This window comes from Agrilactobacillus composti DSM 18527 = JCM 14202, from assembly GCF_001436375.1.
In the GTDB taxonomy this organism is placed as follows: Bacteria; Bacillota; Bacilli; order Lactobacillales; family Lactobacillaceae; genus Agrilactobacillus; species Agrilactobacillus composti.
Genome location: NZ_AZGA01000002.1, coordinates 29923 through 48370 on the forward strand (window position 1 = coordinate 29923; position 18448 = coordinate 48370).

Annotated in this window: 16 protein-coding genes; 15 read left to right on the forward strand and 1 reads right to left on the reverse strand. The window is 42.4% G+C overall.

Annotated elements, in window-relative coordinates; translation table 11 throughout:
- Window positions 1–17 precede the first annotated feature (17 nt).
- From FC83_RS00500 to pyrE, 13 genes are all read left to right on the forward strand, one after another.
- Entirely contained in the window at window positions 18–1694 is a 1677-nt protein-coding gene (locus FC83_RS00500) for a formate--tetrahydrofolate ligase (RefSeq protein ID WP_035455222.1), read from the forward strand.
- A gap of 20 nt (window positions 1695–1714) precedes the next feature.
- Window positions 1715–2173 (forward strand): signal peptidase II, encoded by a 459-nt coding sequence (gene lspA / locus FC83_RS00505; RefSeq protein ID WP_035455224.1) that lies wholly within the window; start codon window positions 1715–1717, stop codon window positions 2171–2173.
- The gene (locus FC83_RS00510) at window positions 2170–3081 is read left to right on the forward strand and encodes an RluA family pseudouridine synthase (RefSeq protein WP_035455226.1); all 912 of its coding nucleotides are present in this window, start codon (window positions 2170–2172) and stop codon (window positions 3079–3081) included. Before lspA ends, FC83_RS00510 begins: the two co-directional genes overlap by 4 nt.
- A 199-nt stretch (window positions 3082–3280) precedes the next feature.
- A complete protein-coding gene (gene pyrR, locus FC83_RS00515; RefSeq protein ID WP_035455228.1) occupies window positions 3281–3832 on the forward strand; it encodes a bifunctional pyr operon transcriptional regulator/uracil phosphoribosyltransferase PyrR in 552 nt (183 codons plus the stop codon).
- 13 nt (window positions 3833–3845) lie between these two features.
- Entirely contained in the window at window positions 3846–5135 is a 1290-nt protein-coding gene (locus FC83_RS00520; RefSeq protein WP_057002250.1) for a uracil-xanthine permease family protein, read from the forward strand.
- Window position 5136: 1 nt separating this feature from the next.
- A complete protein-coding gene (locus FC83_RS00525) occupies window positions 5137–6108 on the forward strand; it encodes an aspartate carbamoyltransferase catalytic subunit (RefSeq protein ID WP_035455230.1) in 972 nt (323 codons plus the stop codon).
- Window positions 6092–7381 carry a dihydroorotase gene (locus FC83_RS00530; protein WP_035455232.1) on the forward strand — a complete coding sequence of 430 codons (1290 nt, stop codon included), beginning with the start codon at window positions 6092–6094 and terminating at the stop codon, window positions 7379–7381. The genes FC83_RS00525 and FC83_RS00530 overlap by 17 nt, the downstream gene beginning before the upstream one ends.
- Window positions 7378–8472, forward strand: coding sequence for a carbamoyl phosphate synthase small subunit (locus tag FC83_RS00535; protein WP_035455234.1), 1095 nt, complete (start codon window positions 7378–7380; stop codon window positions 8470–8472). The genes FC83_RS00530 and FC83_RS00535 overlap by 4 nt, the downstream gene beginning before the upstream one ends.
- Window positions 8473–8490: 18 nt before the next feature.
- Window positions 8491–11667 carry a carbamoyl-phosphate synthase large subunit gene (carB, locus tag FC83_RS00540; protein WP_057002251.1) on the forward strand — a complete coding sequence of 1059 codons (3177 nt, stop codon included), beginning with the start codon at window positions 8491–8493 and terminating at the stop codon, window positions 11665–11667.
- An 18-nt stretch (window positions 11668–11685) separates the two neighbouring features.
- Window positions 11686–12471 (forward strand): dihydroorotate dehydrogenase electron transfer subunit, encoded by a 786-nt coding sequence (locus FC83_RS00545; protein ID WP_035455236.1) that lies wholly within the window; start codon window positions 11686–11688, stop codon window positions 12469–12471.
- Entirely contained in the window at window positions 12468–13397 is a 930-nt protein-coding gene (locus FC83_RS00550) for a dihydroorotate dehydrogenase (protein ID WP_035455238.1), read from the forward strand. The genes FC83_RS00545 and FC83_RS00550 overlap by 4 nt, the downstream gene beginning before the upstream one ends.
- Complete coding sequence (pyrF, locus tag FC83_RS00555) at window positions 13394–14101, forward strand: orotidine-5'-phosphate decarboxylase (RefSeq protein WP_035455240.1); 708 nt, start codon at window positions 13394–13396, stop codon at window positions 14099–14101. Before FC83_RS00550 ends, pyrF begins: the two co-directional genes overlap by 4 nt.
- A gap of 2 nt (window positions 14102–14103) precedes the next feature.
- A complete protein-coding gene (gene pyrE / locus FC83_RS00560) occupies window positions 14104–14748 on the forward strand; it encodes an orotate phosphoribosyltransferase (RefSeq protein ID WP_035455242.1) in 645 nt (214 codons plus the stop codon).
- A gap of 51 nt (window positions 14749–14799) precedes the next feature.
- Here the strand turns inward: pyrE and FC83_RS00565 are convergent, their stop codons facing one another.
- Window positions 14800–16512, reverse strand: coding sequence for an NFACT RNA binding domain-containing protein (locus FC83_RS00565; protein ID WP_035455244.1), 1713 nt, complete (start codon window positions 16510–16512; stop codon window positions 14800–14802).
- 105 nt (window positions 16513–16617) lie between these two features.
- Here FC83_RS00565 and FC83_RS00570 point away from each other — a divergent pair, with 105 nt between their 5' ends.
- On the forward strand, window positions 16618–17037 hold the full coding sequence (locus tag FC83_RS00570) for a MarR family winged helix-turn-helix transcriptional regulator (protein ID WP_035455245.1): 420 nt from the start codon (window positions 16618–16620) through the stop codon (window positions 17035–17037).
- A 39-nt stretch (window positions 17038–17076) separates the two neighbouring features.
- A complete protein-coding gene (locus FC83_RS00575) occupies window positions 17077–18363 on the forward strand; it encodes an alkaline phosphatase family protein (protein ID WP_057002252.1) in 1287 nt (428 codons plus the stop codon).
- Window positions 18364–18448: the final 85 nt, after the last annotated feature.

The window sequence follows — 18448 nt, forward strand, 5'->3', positions numbered from 1 at the left end:
AGATCAGGAGGATATCAATGAAAACCGATATTGAAATTGCACAACATGTGGAGCACACTGCCATGAAGCCCATCGATGAAATCGCCGCAACCATCGATTTAACACCTGATGATTTAGAAAACTACGGTAAATACAAAGCTAAGTTAACCTTTGACGCGATTCAAAAAATTAAATCAAAACCACAGGGCAAGTTGGTTCTAGTGACCTCAATCAACCCAACACCAGCTGGTGAAGGGAAATCCACGGTAACCATTGGGCTAGCGGACGCTTTAAATAGAATTGGTCAAAAAACCGTCATTGCTTTAAGAGAACCGTCCTTAGGCCCAGTCATGGGCATGAAAGGCGGGGCGACTGGCGGCGGTAATGCCCAAGTTATCCCCATGGAAGATATCAACTTACATTTTACAGGGGATATGCACGCTTTAACAACGGCCAATGATACTTTGGCTGCTTTGATTGATAATCACATTCAACAAGGTAATGAATTGAATATTGATCCCCGCCGAATTCAATGGAAACGTGTCGTTGACATTAATGATCGCGCGCTAAGACAAATTGTGATCGGTCTAGGTGGTCCCACATCAGGAATGCCAAGACAAGATGGCTTTGATATTACTGTTGCCAGTGAATTAATGGCTATTTTATGTTTAGCTGAAGATATCCATGATTTAAAAGCCCGAATTGCCAAAATCACCGTGGGTTATACTTATGATCGCCAACCAGTCACAGTAGGTGACTTAAAGGTTCAAGGGGCCATCGCCATGCTTTTACGGGATGCCATTAAACCTAATTTGGTGCAAACTTTAGAAGGCACGCCAGCCTTTGTCCACGGCGGTCCCTTTGCAAATATTGCCCATGGCTGTAATAGCATCTTAGCCACTAAAATGGCCCTAGGTTTAGGGGATGTGGCTATTACAGAAGCCGGTTTCGGCGCTGATCTGGGTGGGGAGAAATTTATGGACATTGCTAGTCCCGCCATTGGCCACACCCCAAATGCAACCGTGATCGTTGCCACCATTCGGGCTTTGAAATATAACGGTGGTGTGGGTGTCAAAGATTTGACCCAAGAGAATTTAGCGGCCTTAGAGAAGGGTTTTGTGAATTTAAAGAAACATATTGAAAATATGCAGCGCTATCATGTGCCAGTCGTGGTGGCCATCAATGCTTTTTCAGCAGATACCACGGCTGAAATTGAGCTATTAGAAAAATTATGTCAAGATCTTGGGGTCACAGCAGTCAACACCGAAGTCTGGGCCAATGGCGGTCAAGGCGGCGAACCATTGGCGAAAGCAGTTGCTAAGGCTTTGCAACAACCTGCTGACTTTACCCCATTATATGATCGCAAAGATAGCGTTGAAAATAAAATCAATGCCATTGTTAAAACTATTTACGGCGGTCGCAACGTGGAATTTTCTGCCAAGGCCCTGCGTGATTTGAAGCTGATCAGCGCCAATGGTTGGAATAATTTAGCAATTTGTATGGCCAAGACCCAATATTCCTTAACGGATGACCAACATATTCTGGGTGCCCCTAAGGACTTTACCATCCATGTTCGCGAAATTGTCCCTAAGACCGGTTCTGGATTCTTGGTTGTTTTGACGGGTAATGTGTTAACGATGCCAGGATTGCCTAAAAAGCCAGCTGCATTAAATATGGATGTGGATGACAATGGTGTTATTTCTGGTTTATTCTAATAACTAAATGAGGTTTGATTATGTTTTTTGTTTGGCTGATAGTGGCCGCATTGATTGTGGTGGTGGACCAGTTGGTAAAACACTGGGTTGTCGTCCATCTTGCTTTAGGTGCGAGCCATGAATTAATCCCTAATTTGATGGGTTTGTTATATGTTCGCAATTACGGTGCCGCTTGGAGTATCCTGCAAGGGAAAACCTGGTTCTTTTATGCGGTGACGAGTGTGGCAATCGTTGTGGTTTTATACTTAATGTTTAAAAAGCGTCATGGCGCCATCTTGTTCAACCTAGGTTTGAGTTTCATTTTAGGTGGGGCAGTTGGTAATTTCATTGATCGCTTGCATCTTAAATACGTCGTGGACATGTTTCAATTAAAGTTCATCAATTTCCCCATTTTTAATGTGGCGGACACGTTTGTGAGCATTGGTGTGATTATATTATTTATTTACCTGATATTTTTTGATAAGGAGAACGATGAATGACTGATGTATTAACTTATACTGTGGCAACAGATGGTGACCGAATCGATAAAGCTTTGATTGCTGCGTTTCCGCAGTTCTCCCGTTCAAAAATTCAACACTGGCTTAAAACTGATGCGATTACGGTCAACACTAAACTAGTCAAACCCAAATATAAAGTTAAAGCTGGCGACCAGATCGTCATTCAGATCCCACAACCAACCCCGTTGGCTGCAAAAGCGGAAAACATCCCCCTAGACATCGTTTATGAAGATCGTGATGTTTTAGTGGTCAATAAACCCCAAGGCATGGTGGTGCATCCTTCAGCGGGACATGCCGATCATACCTTGGTCAATGCCTTGTTGTACCATACGGATTTTGAAGGGATCAATGACCAAATTAGACCGGGCATCGTTCATCGCATTGATAAAGATACTTCTGGTTTGCTGATGGTTGCCAAAAACGAGCTGGCCATGAAGAGTTTGATGGCCCAACTCAAAGCTAAAACTAACGATCGGGTATATTTGGCCATTGTCCACGGCGTTATCCAAGAAGATTCCGGTGTGATCAATGCCCCCATTGGTCGGGATCCCAAAGATCGTAAAAAACAAGCGGTTGTGGCTGGTGGTCGGTCGGCGGTGACGCATTTTAAGGTCTTAGAAAGATTTGAAAAAAGTCACTTTACTTATGTGCAATGTATTTTGGAAACTGGTCGGACGCATCAGATTCGAGTACATATGCGCTATATCGGCCATCCCATCGCCGGTGATCCTTTATATGGCCCTAAAAAATCCTTATCGGGCCATGGGCAGTTCTTACATGCTGCTGTTTTAGGTTTTGAGCAACCCCGAACGGGGGAACATTTACGTTTTGAAGCACCATTACCTGAAATTTTTCAAAAAACATTAGATAATTTGCGCCAAACACATTGACTTCAATGCTAATATTCGGTATAGTTTAAGAAATTAAATAAAGCGCCTTTAATTTAGTCCTGTGAGGCTAAGAAGGTATACGAAGCACTGCGCATTTGATCTCAGTGTATCTCAGCGCAAACTTAAACTATACAAACTTCGTATGACTCCTTGTCGAACTGGACAAGGAGTCTTTTTTTGTAGAAAAGGAGAATGTCAAATGAGTAAAGAAGTTGTGGACAGTGTCACGATGAAACGCGCCTTAACCCGAATCACTTATGAAATCATCGAACAAAGTAAGGGTGTGGAAGACATTGCGCTAGTAGGGATTAAAACCCGTGGGATTTATATCGCTAAACGCATTGCCAGTCGTTTGAAACAATTAGAAGACATTGATATCCCGGTAGGTACTCTAGACATTACGTTATATCGCGATGATATTCACGATGCCAGCAAAATCCAAGAACCTGAAGTTAACAATACCGACATCGAATTTGACATTGATAACAAAAACATCATTTTAGTAGATGACGTTTTGTTCACCGGTCGTACCATCCGAGCTGCGCTTGATGCCTTAATGGATATTGGCCGGCCTAAGAAGATTTCATTAGCGGTCTTAGTGGACCGAGGGCATCGGGAATTACCAATTCGCCCAGATTTTGTCGGTAAAAACATCCCTACTTCCTTAGGAGAACAAATTAAAGTCAACGTCGAAGAAATCGATGGTAAAGACAGTATAGATATTTCGGACTTACACAAAATTAACGAATAGTAGGTGAGGCGCGTTGGCAAAGAAAACGTCATTCCACAATGATGAAGCAATCTTAGACATTCAAGACCGACCGACGTTAGGTCATTGGTTTGGCCTATCCATTCAACATTTATTCGCCATGTTTGGTTCGACCGTCCTAGTGCCAATCTTAGTTGGTTTAAATCCTGGTATTGCCTTGTTCAGTTCCGGGGTTGGGACGTTGCTTTACATCCTGATCACCAATCGCAAGATTCCCGCTTACATGGGTTCCAGTTTTTCGTTTATCGTGCCTATGCTTGCTTTGATGAAGACCACCGGTTATCCCGGTATTGCCCAAGGGACCATCGGGGTAGGCTGTGTTTATCTGATTGTCGCTTTAATTGTTTCCAGAATTGGTTTTGGTTGGATCGACAAAGCTCTGCCACCCATTGTGGTGGGCCCAATCGTCATGGTCATCGGCTTATCCTTGGCGGGTACGGCTGCTAAAGACGCGACGATGAATGGCACTAAATATGATTTACGTTACTTCGTTGTCGCCTTGGCGACGGTCTTGATCGCCATTTTCTTGAATATGTATCTGAAAGGTTTCTTATCTCAAATCGCAATTTTGCTAGGCATCATCGCCGGTTACCTTATCGCCGTATTGGTAGGCATCGTGAATTTCTCGCCGGTGATGCAAGCACCCTGGTTTAAATTACCAAGCTTCGAATTTCCATTTATCTCCTATCATCCTAAATTATATCTCGGGGCTATCTTAAGTATGGTACCTATTGCCTTTGTTACCATGACCGAGCATATGGGCCATATCATGGTCTTAAACGGGTTAACGAAACGTAATTTCTTTAAAGATCCAGGTTTACATAGAACCTTAGCGGGGGATGGGACAGCTTCCATCATCGCTGGGCTTGTAGGCGGACCGCCGGTAACATCTTATGGTGAAAATATCGGTGTACTGGCGATCACCAAAGTTCACAGTGTCTATGTCTTGATTGGCGCCGGTACATTTGCCATCATCTTCAGTTTCATCGGAAAATTAAGTGCTTTGATCCAAAGTATTCCCGCACCAGTTATCGGGGGCATTAGCTTCTTGCTCTTCGGAGTTATTGCTTCCAGTGGCTTACGGGTATTGATCGATAACCATGTAGATTTCAACTTAAAGCGCAACTTAATGATTGGTTCTGCGGTGTTAGTTATCGGTATTGGGAATGCTTACTTACAAATCGGCGAATTCCAATTTTCGGGATTAGCCATTGCTACTGTCTTAGGAATTATCTTAAATCTAATCTTGCCACAAAAGGCCGCCAGTGAAAGGGAAGTGCACTAATATGTCAATTCTTAAAAAACAAAACTTTGTAACCGTTGCTGATCTTACCCCCGATGATGTCATGGATATCGTTTTACGTTCCCAAGCTTTTAAACGCGGTGCGCAAATTCAATTAAAACGTCCCGTTTATGCCATCAATTTATTCTTTGAAAATAGTACGCGGACCCATACAAGTTTTGAAATGGCTGAAGAAAAACTCGGCCTACACGTTTTAAGCTTTGATGCTAAAACTAGTTCCGTTTCTAAAGGTGAATCTTTACACGATACTGTCAAAACTGTGGAATCTATCGGCGCTGACATTGCCGTTATCCGGCACTCTAAAGATGCCTATTATGAAGACTTGATCCAACAACCCCGTAAAATCGCTATTGCCAACGCCGGTGACGGTGCTGGGCAACATCCATCTCAATGTCTGTTAGACATGATGACAATTTATGAAGAATTTGGCCATTTCAGAGGCTTAACGGTGGGGATCGCCGGCGATCTAGCCCATTCTCGGGTCGCTCGTTCCAATATGATGTTGCTCAAGAAACTTGGGGTCAACTTATTGTTCTGTGCCCCAGATCAATGGTACGATGCTGAATTTGACAGCTATGGCACTCGCGTTGAGATGGACGAATTAGTTCAAAAAGTTGATGTCTTGATGTTACTACGGGTACAACATGAACGTCTGACCGACCAATCTAACCAGACCTTCTCTAAAGAAACTTACCATCAACAATATGGTTTAACCCATGAACGAGCTAAAACTTTGAAACCAACTGCAATCATCATGCACCCAGCACCAGTGAACCGCGGTGTGGAAATTGCTTCTGATTTAGTAGAATGCTCACAATCTCGAATCTTCGAACAAATGACGAATGGTGTATACACCCGCATGACCATCTTAGAGAGCTTATTGGCCGGCCATAATTTATTGATGCCCCAATCCTCAATCAAGATAGGAGTCAAAACAAATGCCATTTCTTATTAAAAACGGAACTGTTTTTTTTGAAGATAAATTACAAGCTGCCGATGTATTGATCGACGGTGATAAAATCAAGGCGATTGCTCCCAATATTCAAGTGCCCGAAAATGTTCCAACTTTTGATGCAGCACAGCAGTTAGTTGCGCCAGGGCTAGTAGATGTCCACGTGCATTTCAGAGATCCTGGTTTCACGTACAAAGAAACGATTGCTACAGGGAGCTTGGCTGCGGCTCATGGAGGTTTTACCACCGTTTGTGCCATGCCAAATCTTGATCCCGTACCGAATACCCCTGACTTATTAAAGAAGCAATTGCAACGCAATGCCACTGAAGGGCATGTGCATATCCACCAATATGCCCCAATCACTAAGGACTTAACTTCCGCTGAATTAGTGGATTGGCAGGGGATGAAAGCCGCTGGTGCTTTTGCGTTTAGTAACGATGGCAAAGGGGTCCAACTGGCCGGTACCATGTATGATGCCATGGCTGCGGCAAAATCCGTTGATTTACCTATTGTTGCCCACGTTGAAGACAATTCTTTAGTGCGCGGCGGTGTGATGAACGCTGGTCCTTACGCTGATAAGTTAGGCCTACCTGGGATTTTAGCAGTCTCTGAATCCAGTCAAGTGGCCCGGGATATTGAATTAGCTCAAGCCACTGGCGCCCATTATCACATTTGCCACATTTCCACCGCAGAAAGTATTCGCCAAGTCCGGGCTGCTAAACAAGCGGGTATCAATGTTAGTTGTGAAGTCTCACCACATCACTTAGTCTTAGATGATGCCATGATCACCAAAGATGATCCGATGATGAAAATGAATCCACCTTTAAGATCATTTGCGGACCGTCAAGCCTGCATTGAGGGCCTATTAGATGGTACAATCGATTGTGTCGCAACAGACCATGCCCCCCACAGTGTTTCTGAAAAGTCCGGTTCAATGAAAACGGCAGCTTTTGGGATCACGGGTTCTGAAACAGCATTCCCTATTCTTTACACGGCCTTTGTGAAGACGCAGATCTTATCTTTAGAACAGCTTTTACACTTGATGAGTGATCGTCCCGCCGACCTATTCAATTTACCCGCCGGTAGATTGTTGGTGGGCGGCCCAGCGGATATTGCCATTTTCGATTTAACCCATGAACATGTAATAGCAGTCAAAGACTTCGTTTCTAAGGGCAAAAATACACCTTTTATCAATGACACCGTGTTAGGTTGGCCTAGGGCAACCTTTGTGTCAGGTCAACGCGTTGCATTTCCAAGCTTAGGAGGACAACAATGAAACGCTATTTAATTTTAGAAGACGGTAGTGTCTTTGAAGGTACCGGTTTTGGCGCCCCGGTCACAACGACAGGCGAAATTGTCTTCAATACAGGGATGAGTGGTTATCAAGAAACCATCACCGACCAGTCCTATAATGGCCAAATTGTGACCTTTACCTATCCTTTAATTGGTAATTACGGTATTAATCGGGATGATTACGAATCGATTATCCCAACTTGTAAGGGCGTTGTTGTCCACGAGGCCGCCAGACGGGCCAGCAATTGGCGCAATCAACTATCTTTGGATGAATTTTTGAAAGCTAAAAAAATTCCCGGAATCAGTGGAATTGATACGAGAGCCTTGACCAAACGAATTCGTTCAGAAGGAACCATGAAAGCTAGCATCATGGATGCAGCTGATGATCATGCCTTTGATCAATTGAAAGCTTTAGTTTTACCTAAAAACCAAGTCCAACAAGTTTCCACTTCCCAAGCTTATCCTAGCCCAGATATGGGGCGTAATATTGTGGTGGTGGATTTTGGTCTGAAACACTCTATTTTAAGAGAATTTTCAAGACGTAATTGCAACGTGACCGTCGTCCCTTACAACACGAGTGCTGCTGAAATTTTGAATTTAGACCCGGATGGGGTCATGTTGACAAACGGCCCTGGCGATCCTACTGATGTGCCAGAAGCAATTGAAATGATCCAAAGTATTCAAGGTAAAATCCCCATTTTTGGTATTTGTTTAGGTCATCAACTATTGGCCTTAGCTAATGGTTGCGAAACTTATAAAATGCGCTTTGGCCACCGGGGTTTTAATCATCCCGTTCGCGAAATTGCCACTGGTCGCATCGATTTCACCTCACAAAACCACGGTTATGCTGTTAGAGCAGCTTCCGTTGATAAAGATCAGCTGATGATCACCCACGAAGAGATTAATGATCATTCCGTAGAAGGCTTAAGACATCGTTTCTATCCAGCGTTTTCAGTGCAATTTCACCCAGACGCTGCCCCTGGTCCCCACGATGCCCATCATTTATTCGATGAATTCATGGAAATGATCGATGCCTTCAAATTGAAACAAAAACAGGAAAAATTCGGAGATTAGGAAGGAAACGATAAGAATATGCCTAAACGTACGGATCTGCATAAAATTTTAGTAATTGGCTCTGGCCCGATTGTCATTGGTCAAGCCGCAGAATTCGATTATTCAGGGACTCAGGCTTGTTTAGCCTTAAAAGAAGAGGGTTATGAGGTTGTTTTAATCAATTCCAATCCTGCCACCATTATGACCGACAAAGAAATCGCCGATAAGGTTTATATTGAACCAATTACTGAAGAATTTGTCTCCCAAATCCTTCGCAAAGAACTCCCAGATGCCATTGTCCCAACATTAGGTGGACAAACCGGGTTGAATATGGCGATGTCCCTATCGCACTCTGGAATTCTAGATGAGTTAGGTATTGAATTATTAGGCACTAAATTATCGGCTATCGATCAAGCAGAAGATCGTGAGCAGTTCAAAGAATTAATGCAGAAATTGCATGAACCAATCCCTGAATCCCACATTGCGTATACCTTAGCAGAAGCAAAGGATTTTGTGGACAAAATTGGCTATCCAGTGATCATTCGGCCGGCCTTCACCCTAGGCGGTACCGGGGGCGGTATTGCCAACAATGATATCGAGCTCCAAGAAATCGTAGAAAATGGTTTGGCTTTATCACCAGTTACTCAAGTTTTAGTAGAGCAAAGTATTGCCGGCTATAAAGAAATCGAATTTGAAGTCATGCGAGATTCTGCCGACAATGCGATGGTCGTCTGCAACATGGAGAACTTTGATCCAGTCGGGATACATACCGGTGATTCCATCGTATTTGCCCCAGTTCAGACACTTTCAGACAAAGAAGTGCAAATGTTACGCGATGCTTCTTTAAAAATTATCCGGGCTTTAAAAATTGAAGGTGGTTGTAACGTTCAATTAGCCTTAGATCCCAATAGCTTCAACTATTATATTATTGAAGTTAACCCTCGGGTAAGCCGGTCCTCAGCTTTAGCTTCTAAAGCAACAGGTTATCCGATTGCCAAAATGGCCGCTAAAATTGCCGTTGGTTTAACTTTGGATGAAATCAAAAATCCCGTTACCGAAACTACTTATGCTGAATTTGAACCTGCTTTAGACTATGTCGTGGCTAAAATTCCGCGGTGGCCCTTTGATAAATTTGAAAAGGGTGACCGTAATTTAGGAACTCAAATGAAGGCTACCGGTGAAGTTATGGCTATTGGCCGTAATGTGGAGGAGAGCCTTTTAAAAGCGGTTCGTTCTTTGGAGATCGGCACCATTCATATCGAGATGCCTGAATTAAGCGACGTGATCGATGACCAAGTGTCTGATAAAATAATCCATCCCCAAGATGATCGTTTATTTTATCTAGCTGAGGCGTTGCGCCGCGGCTATACTGTCGAAGAATTAGCTGAACTTTCTAAAATTGATATTTTCTTCTTAGATAAGATCCAGCACATCATCGAAATAGAGCATGCATTAGCCACCCATCCCCAAGATATTGACCTTTTAACCGTGGCTAAAAAGAACGGCTTTGCTGACGATGAGATTGCTAAATTGTGGCAGACTGACCCTGACATGATTCGGAATTTACGTAAAGCTCACCAATTGATCCCTGTTTATAAGATGGTGGATACCTGTGCTGGTGAATTTGAATCTACAACGCCCTATTTCTATAGTAGTTATGAAATGGAAAATGAAAGTTTAGTTTCTAAAAAACCATCTGTACTGGTGCTTGGTTCTGGCCCCATCAGAATTGGCCAGGGTGTAGAATTCGACTATGCCACAGTTCACTCGGTTGAAGCTATCCAAAAAGCTGGCTATGAAGCTATTATAATGAATAGTAATCCAGAAACGGTTTCGACTGATTTTTCAATTTCGGATAAACTGTACTTTGAACCCCTAACTGCCGAAGACGTCTTAAATGTCATCGATCTGGAAAATCCCATTGGCGTTATTGTTCAATTTGGTGGCCAAACTGCTATTAATTTAGCCGCACCTTTAGTTGCCCATGGGGTTAAGATTTTAGGGACCCAATTGGCAGACTTAGATCGAGCTGAAGATCGGGACCAATTTGAGCAAGTCATTGTTTCTGAAAATATTAAACATCCCATTGGCGATACCGTCACAGATGCTGCCCAAGCGCCAGCTGTTGCTGAAAAGATCGGGTATCCAGTTTTAGTGCGCCCTAGTTATGTGCTTGGTGGCCGTGCTATGGAAATCGTCCATAATGAAAAAGAACTCAATAACTATATGGCCAATGCGGTTAAAGCCTCTAACGAACATCCCGTTTTGATCGATAGCTATTTAGTTGGCCAAGAATGTGAAGTGGATGCCATTTGTGATGGCGAAACTGTTTTAATTCCTGGCATTATGGAACATATTGAACGGGCCGGCGTCCATTCTGGTGATTCTATGGCTGTGTATCCACCGCAGAAAATGAGCCAAACAGTGCAAGCAACTATTGTAGCCTATACGAAAAAATTAGCCCTAGCAATGAATTGTATCGGGATGATGAATGTCCAATTTGTTATTCATGATAACGTGCCCTATGTCATTGAAGTTAATCCACGGGCTAGTCGGACCGTCCCATTCTTAAGTAAAGTTACCGGTATTTCTATGGCTCAAGTCGCAACACAAGTCGTCTTAGGCAAGAAATTAGTGGATTTAGGCTATCACGATGGCTTGGCTGCACCAAGCAAGTTGATCCACGTCAAAGCACCGGTTTTCTCATTTTCTAAACTTGCGAAAGTTGATAGCCTGTTAGGACCAGAGATGAAATCAACTGGTGAAGTGATGGGTTCAGATACAACTTTAGAAAAAGCATTATACAAAGCTTTTGAAGCTGCAAAATTACATTTACCCGACCATGGTAATATCTTGTTTACCGTTGCCGACGCTGATAAGGATGAGGCTTTAGCCTTAGCCAAGCGCTTCCGTGCCGTAGGTTATCAGATTTTAGGTACGAAGGGGACAGAAGCTTACTTTGAAGAACACGGTTTAAATGTGAAGGCTGTTCAAAAAATCCATGAATCTGATGAAAATTTGTTGTATGATTTAGAGGCCGGTAAAATTCAAGCTGTGATCAACACAATTGGAACAGACAGTACTAGTGCCAAAGATGGGGTGGAAATCCGCGAAATGGCCATCATGCATGGCATTCCGTTATTTACTTCCTTAGATACCGCAGATGCAATCTTAAGTGTTCTAGAATCTAAGAGTTTTGTGACAAATCCGTTATAAAAAGAAGGTGGCCAACCAATGATCAAAGATTACACATTAACCGTGACCAATCAAATCGAAGTTGCGGACACAATTTATGAATTGACACTTGCTGGTGCCATTACCAAAGATCCCATTGCTGCTGGTCAATTTGTGAATGTTAAAATACCCAATCCCGCGTATATTTTAAGACGGCCTTTTGGGATTGCTGAAGTTAATGTAGCACAAGGGTATATCAAACTCATTTATCGGGTAGTCGGTGATGGCACGCAAATACTGGCCCAATTATCAAAAGGGGCAACATTAAATGTCTTAGGGCCCCTGGGTCATGGGTTTCCCAGTGAATTCTTAAATCAAAATGCCGATGTATTGATTATTGGTGGCGGTACTGGCTTACCACCTTTATACGAATTAAGCAGACGCTTATATCATGAAGGACACCATTTAGATATTGCCTTAGGTTTCCCTAATAAACAACGGATTTTCTACGAAGCAAAAATGAGTCAGTTTGGCCATACTATGGTCAGTACTGACGATGGATCCTATGGTCTGCAGGGGACCATTATTGATTTAATCGACCAAAATTTCACCGACAAATCTTACCAAGCTATTTACGCTTGTGGTCCTAGAGGCTTAGAGTTAGCCGTCAGTGCACATTTTAAAGGTCATCCCCATGCTTATATTTCAGCAGAGGCGCGCATGGCTTGTGGCATAGGGATCTGTAATGCCTGTGTCTTGCATACTACAGCCGATACCAGTGGCGCCACCAACAAAAAAGTTTGTACTGATGGTCCTGTTTTCCATATTAATGAGGTGGTTTTATGACAACACTAGGGGTTCAATTACCAGGCTTAGATTTAAAAAATCCAATTATGCCAGCAAGTGGTTGCTGTGGTTTTGGTGAAGAGTTAGGTAACCTTTATGATTTGAATCAACTTGGCGCCATTATGATCAAAGCAGCCACCTCTAAACCACGTTTTGGTAATCCCACACCACGTGTCGCCGAAACACCCCAAGGTATGCTAAACGCCATTGGCTTACAAAATCCAGGTGTGGCCACAATTGTTGCCGAGAAGATTCCCAAGTTACATGCTAAGTTTAAAGACCTACCAATTATTGCCAACGTGGCTGGTTCCGCCCAAGCCGATTATGTGGCGGTTTGTGACCAAATCAGCCGAGCACCTGGTGTTAGTGCCATTGAGTTAAATATTTCTTGTCCCAATGTTGCCCATGGTGGCATGGAGTTTGGGGTGGATCCCACGGCCGCTTTTGAATTGACCAAAGCTTGTGTCAATGTCTCTGCGGTACCGATTTACGTCAAGTTATCCCCAAACGTCACTGACATTCGCGAGATCGCTAAAGCAGTGGCCATGGCGCAACCTGCTGGTTTTACCTTGATCAATACGTTAGTGGGTATGCGTTTTGATTTAACAACGCGCCAGGCAATTCTGGCCAATCAAACTGGCGGTTTATCTGGACCGGCAGTATTGCCAGTTGCTTTAAGATTAATTCATCAAGTGCGTTCTGTATGTGATTTACCTATTATTGGCATGGGTGGGGTCACTTGTGCCGAAGATGTGTTAGAAATGATCATTGCCGGCGCTGATGCGGTGGCAATAGGTACGGCTAACTTAACAGACCCTTTTGCATGTCCTGAAATCATCACCGCACTACCTGCGGTGATGGCCAAGTATCACATTAGTTCCATTGAGTCCTTAATTCATGAACGGAAAGGAAAGTTAGTTAAATGACCCGACCTATTATTGCCTTAGATTTTGCCACAAGTAATGAAATGTTTTCTTTTTTAGATAAATTTCCAAAAGATGCCCAACTCTTTGTAAAAATTGGGATGGAAATGTATTACCAATCTGGCCCTGATGTAATCAAGAATATTAGTGCTAGAGGTCATGATATTTTTTTAGACCTAAAATTACATGATATTCCAAATACTGTTGAGCGGGCTATGCGGGTCATTGGTGAATTGGGTAATATTAAATTGACCACTGTCCATGCTGCCGGTGGCTCTCACATGATTGCTGCAGCTAAAAATGGCTTATTGGCAACGCCCAATGGCCAAAATACAAAGTTGTTAGCTATTACGCAACTTACTTCAACATCTCAACGGCAATTAAATGAAGAACAATTAATTCCTGGGACAGTTCAAGATTCTGTTTTAAACTATGCGCGAGTTGCGCAACAAAACGGTGCCGATGGGGTAGTCTCCTCTGGCTTGGAAGTTCAAGCTATTAAGGCTGCTACTGGATCGGACTTTTTGTGTGTCACGCCAGGTATTCGGTTGCAAACCCAACCGGATGAAGATCAAACTCGGGTGGTGACGCCGGCAGTAGCACGTCAAAACGGCAGTGATTACATCGTCGTTGGGCGGCCAATCACCCAGGCCACCGATGCCGTCAGTGCCTATCAACAAATTCTTGAAAGTTGGGAGCAAAAATAGCTATGACAGATTCAATTGCAAAACAAGTCGCCAAAGACTTACTGAGTGTTGAAGCCGTATTTTTATCACCTGAAAAACCATTTACTTGGGCTAGTGGTCTCCACAGCCCAATTTACTGTGACAATCGGATCACCTTAGCTTATCCGATCGTGCGCAAACATATTGCCCAAGGGCTTGCTGACATTATTTCTAGAAATTTTTCTAGTGCCGAAGTGATCGCCGGTACTGCCACAGCAGGTATTCCTCATGCTGCTTGGGTTGCTGAATTATTAGGCTTACCAATGGTTTATATTCGATCTAAACCCAAGGACCACGGCAAAGGAAACCAGATTGAAGGTCATTTGATCAAGGGTCAAAAAACAGTCGTCATTGATGACCTGCTTTCAACTGGGGGTAGCGTTCTAAGTGCTGCAAAGGCGGCCCAAAAAGAGGGTGCCGAAGTAATTGGTGTCGCTGGTATTTTCAGTTATCAATTAGCAGCAGTGTATGACAACTTTAAAGCGGCTGGTATACCTTTTGAGACGCTAACCAATTACAGCACCTTGATTGATGTGGCGCTTCAAGAAAAATATATTAGTGAAACCATGTTAGATTCATTACACCAGTGGCGTGAGGACCCACAAAAATGGTCTAAGCGTTTTGAATAAAGATAAAAAAGAAGATATACCTAATTGGGTATATCTTCTTTTTTTACTATTTTAAGGCTTTTGTCGTAACTGAGTCACGAGTGCTTCTTTGGGCGTAATATAAAGTGTCTTTTGCCCTTCATAAATAACAAACCCTGGTTTAGCCCCATTAGGTTTATGGACTTTTTTAACTTGGACGTAATCAACGGGGACTGACGCCGAATAACGCGACTTAGAAAAATAGGCGGCTAAGTTGCCGGCTTCCGTCAAAGTTTGATCAGATGGGGTCGCACTATCAATAATCACATGAGAACCCGGCACATTTTTAGCATGGAGCCAGGTGTCTGTTTTACGAGCTTTTTTCAAAGTCAACTGATCATTTTGCAAGTTATTTTTACCGACAAAAATCCGTGTACCATCTGTGGCCCAGAATTCTTCAGGTTTACTTATTTTTGCTGGTTTACGTTGCTTCTTTTGTTTTTTATGAAGATAGCCTTCCCGTTGTAGTTCTAACTTAATATCTTCTAGGTCTTGCGGTTCAGCAATATCAATTTGGGCTAAGATACCTTCAAAATAATCAATTTCAGCCTGTGTCAACTTCATTTGCTCCGTCACAAAAGCCACCGAATTCTTCAGTTTCTGGTAACGGGTAAAATACTTTTGAGCATTTTCAGAAGGAGTGAGTCGATTGGATAGGGTGATTTTAACCGGCTTTTCGTTGTCATAAAAATTGGGTAGGGTGATGGTGGTCATCCCCTTAGTGACTTGATGTAAATAAGTTGTCAAAAGTTCGCCTTTGAGCCGATATTCCCCAGCATTATCAGATTGGGCCAAGGTTTTAGCCAATTTGGTCATTTTCTTCTTATCCTTATCAAGCTCTAAACTGATAAAGTGAATCAATTCGCTGCCTTGTTGCTTGACGCGATCCCGGCGAGCTTTTTGATCGTAATAACTATCCAACAGTTCACTAAGGCTATCGAAGTATTGGACCGTTTGCGTTTGATCATCAACTTTAAGCAATGTGTCATAAGGAAAAGCCGTGAAATTACTGCGTTTAGTGTCGCTGACAATCGTAGGCTTAGGATGATTAAAATGATCAAAAAAGGTTGGCCAGTATGATATATCGTTGCTCGATAATTGATATACTAATTCATTAGCTGTATCTTTACCTAATCCTTGAACTTGTTGTTGTATTAATTTTTGTGGTGTCTCGGCTTGGCTTAACGCTGCTTGAAAGTCATCCAATTGTGCGGCAGCGATGTTAAAGGGATCCAGCTTATCTTGGTACGGTGGCTGGCGATAGACATCCCCAGGCATCAATCCTCTAAAAGAGTTTTGACTTTGTGGAATTCGCCGTACTAGATCAATGATTTTTTGCGAGTCCTCGTTCACTAAAAAGATGTTACTATGGCGACCCATCAATTCCACAATCAATCGCAAATTTTGTAAATCACCTAATTCATTTCTAGAGGCAAAACTGAAATAAATAATACGGTCATTATGCTGCTGCTGAATCGATTTCACAATAGCACCATCTAAATATTTCCGCAGGGACATGACGAACTTGGTGGGGATTGGTGGATTACTATAGGGAACTCTGGTAATTTGGATGCGTGTATAAGAGGGGTGGGCTGACAATAATAGCGTGTGATTTTTTCGATTTTTACGAATTGTTAAAATAACTTCATTGTCATAGGGTTGCTGAATTTTATTCAACTTACCATCCGTCAACGCTGTTTTTAGTTCTTGCACCATGGCATGGGTAAAGGCACCGTCAAAAGACATATTTTTAATCGCTCCTTTTAATATTAAAATTGGGAAATGACGCAATATAGGCGTTATGTTGTATAATGAAACTTTAAAGTTGTATAATACAATTATGGTGATATTATGCAGAAAAATTTGATATTACGTTACTATAACGCCTCAAAAAAATTAGAACAGGTTTTGAATCAATTGCTCAAACCTTTTCAACTGACTATGCGCCTATTTGTGCTGCTGCATTTAATTCAAAACACTCAAAATTCTGTGCCAAGTCTTCAAAAAAGCCTTGGAACTAATAAATCTACACTTTCTCGCCAATTAAATCAATTAGTCCGGCGAAAATTAATTCATAGTACAACAAGCTCAAATAACCATCAAAAACATTATCAGTTAACTGCGGCTGGATTACAAGTTCTTAATAGTGCAAATACCGCAATTAACCAAATAAATACCCAATTATTTAAATACTGGTCTAAAGAAGAGGCTCAGCTGTTCAATGTCTTATTAGACCGTTTTCAACGAGATATCAGTCAACGATTAGACTAGTTCCTATGTTATAATTCTCCTGGTGAAGGGAGTTTTCTTATGTCAAAAAAACTAGTTATTATTTCTTTAGATGCCTTGGGTAGCGATGATTTATCTACGGCACATCTAAAATTACTGCCTAATCTGCGGCATTTAATTCAAACAGGGACGCATATACAAGAGATCGACCCCATCTTGCCGACACTTACATATCCCTCCCATACAACGATTATTACCGGCAATTATCCCAATAAACATGGTATCGTCAATAACGTTAAAATTCAAAGTAATCGACAATCCCCTGATTGGTTTTGGTATCGTAAGGCTGTTAAATCACAACCACTTTATGATATCGCCAAAGCACATCATTTAACCACAGCTGCTTTCTTATGGCCAGTCACCGCCAGAAGTTCGATTGATTATAATATTGCGGAGATTTTTTCCAATCGTATCTGGAACAATCAGGTGATGGTCTCATTATGGGCCAGTTCGCCATTATTTGTGGCTAGATTAAATGCAAAATATGGTAAATTACGCCGAGGCATTCGCCAGCCCTATCTAGATGCTTTTATTTCGGCATGCGCGGTGGATACTTTGAAACGGAAGAAGCCAGATCTAACCTTGATCCATTTAGTAGATATGGATGCGCATCGCCACCGTTATGGGGTCCGCTCTGACCAAGCCTACCAAGCACTACAGCGTTTGGACCAGCATGTGGGAGCCATCGTCCAAGCCACTAAAGATGCCCATACGTATCACGATACAACCTTTGCAATTTTAGGCGACCATTATCAAATTGATGTGGACCATATGATCCGGTTGAATACATTATTCAAAGAACAGGGCTGGTTACATTTAACCAACAAACAAACAATTGCTAAAGACTGGCAGGTCTTTGCAAATTCTTGTGATGGTACGACTTATATTTATACTCGCCCAGATTTCAAAGATTCAGCCCAATTAAACGACTTATTAGCAACCCTACCAGCCGTGGCCCGAATTTATCCACCCGAAGAGCTGATCCAAGATGGGGCAGATCCTGCGGCAGCATTTATGTGTGAAGCAAAAAGAGGTTATTATTTCATTAACGATGCCACTGGGCCAGTGGTTGAAGCTGTCAATCCTGATGAGATTGGGCAACCCGATCGTTATCGCGGCGTCCATGGCTATTCGCCATTTCAAAAGGATTATAAAACTACTTTGCTTTTTAATGGGCCTGAAATTAAACGCAATCATAAAATTGCCAATGCCCGTTTAATTGATGAGGCACCAACTTTTGCAAAAATTTTAGGTTTGTCAATGCCTCAAGATATTGATGGTCAAACCCTTACTGATATTTTCAAATGATTAATTGTCTTGCTCTTGGCAATAGGTTATGATTATATTTATACTTTTTGATGCACTCAATATTATAATAAAGGACAGACGGTTT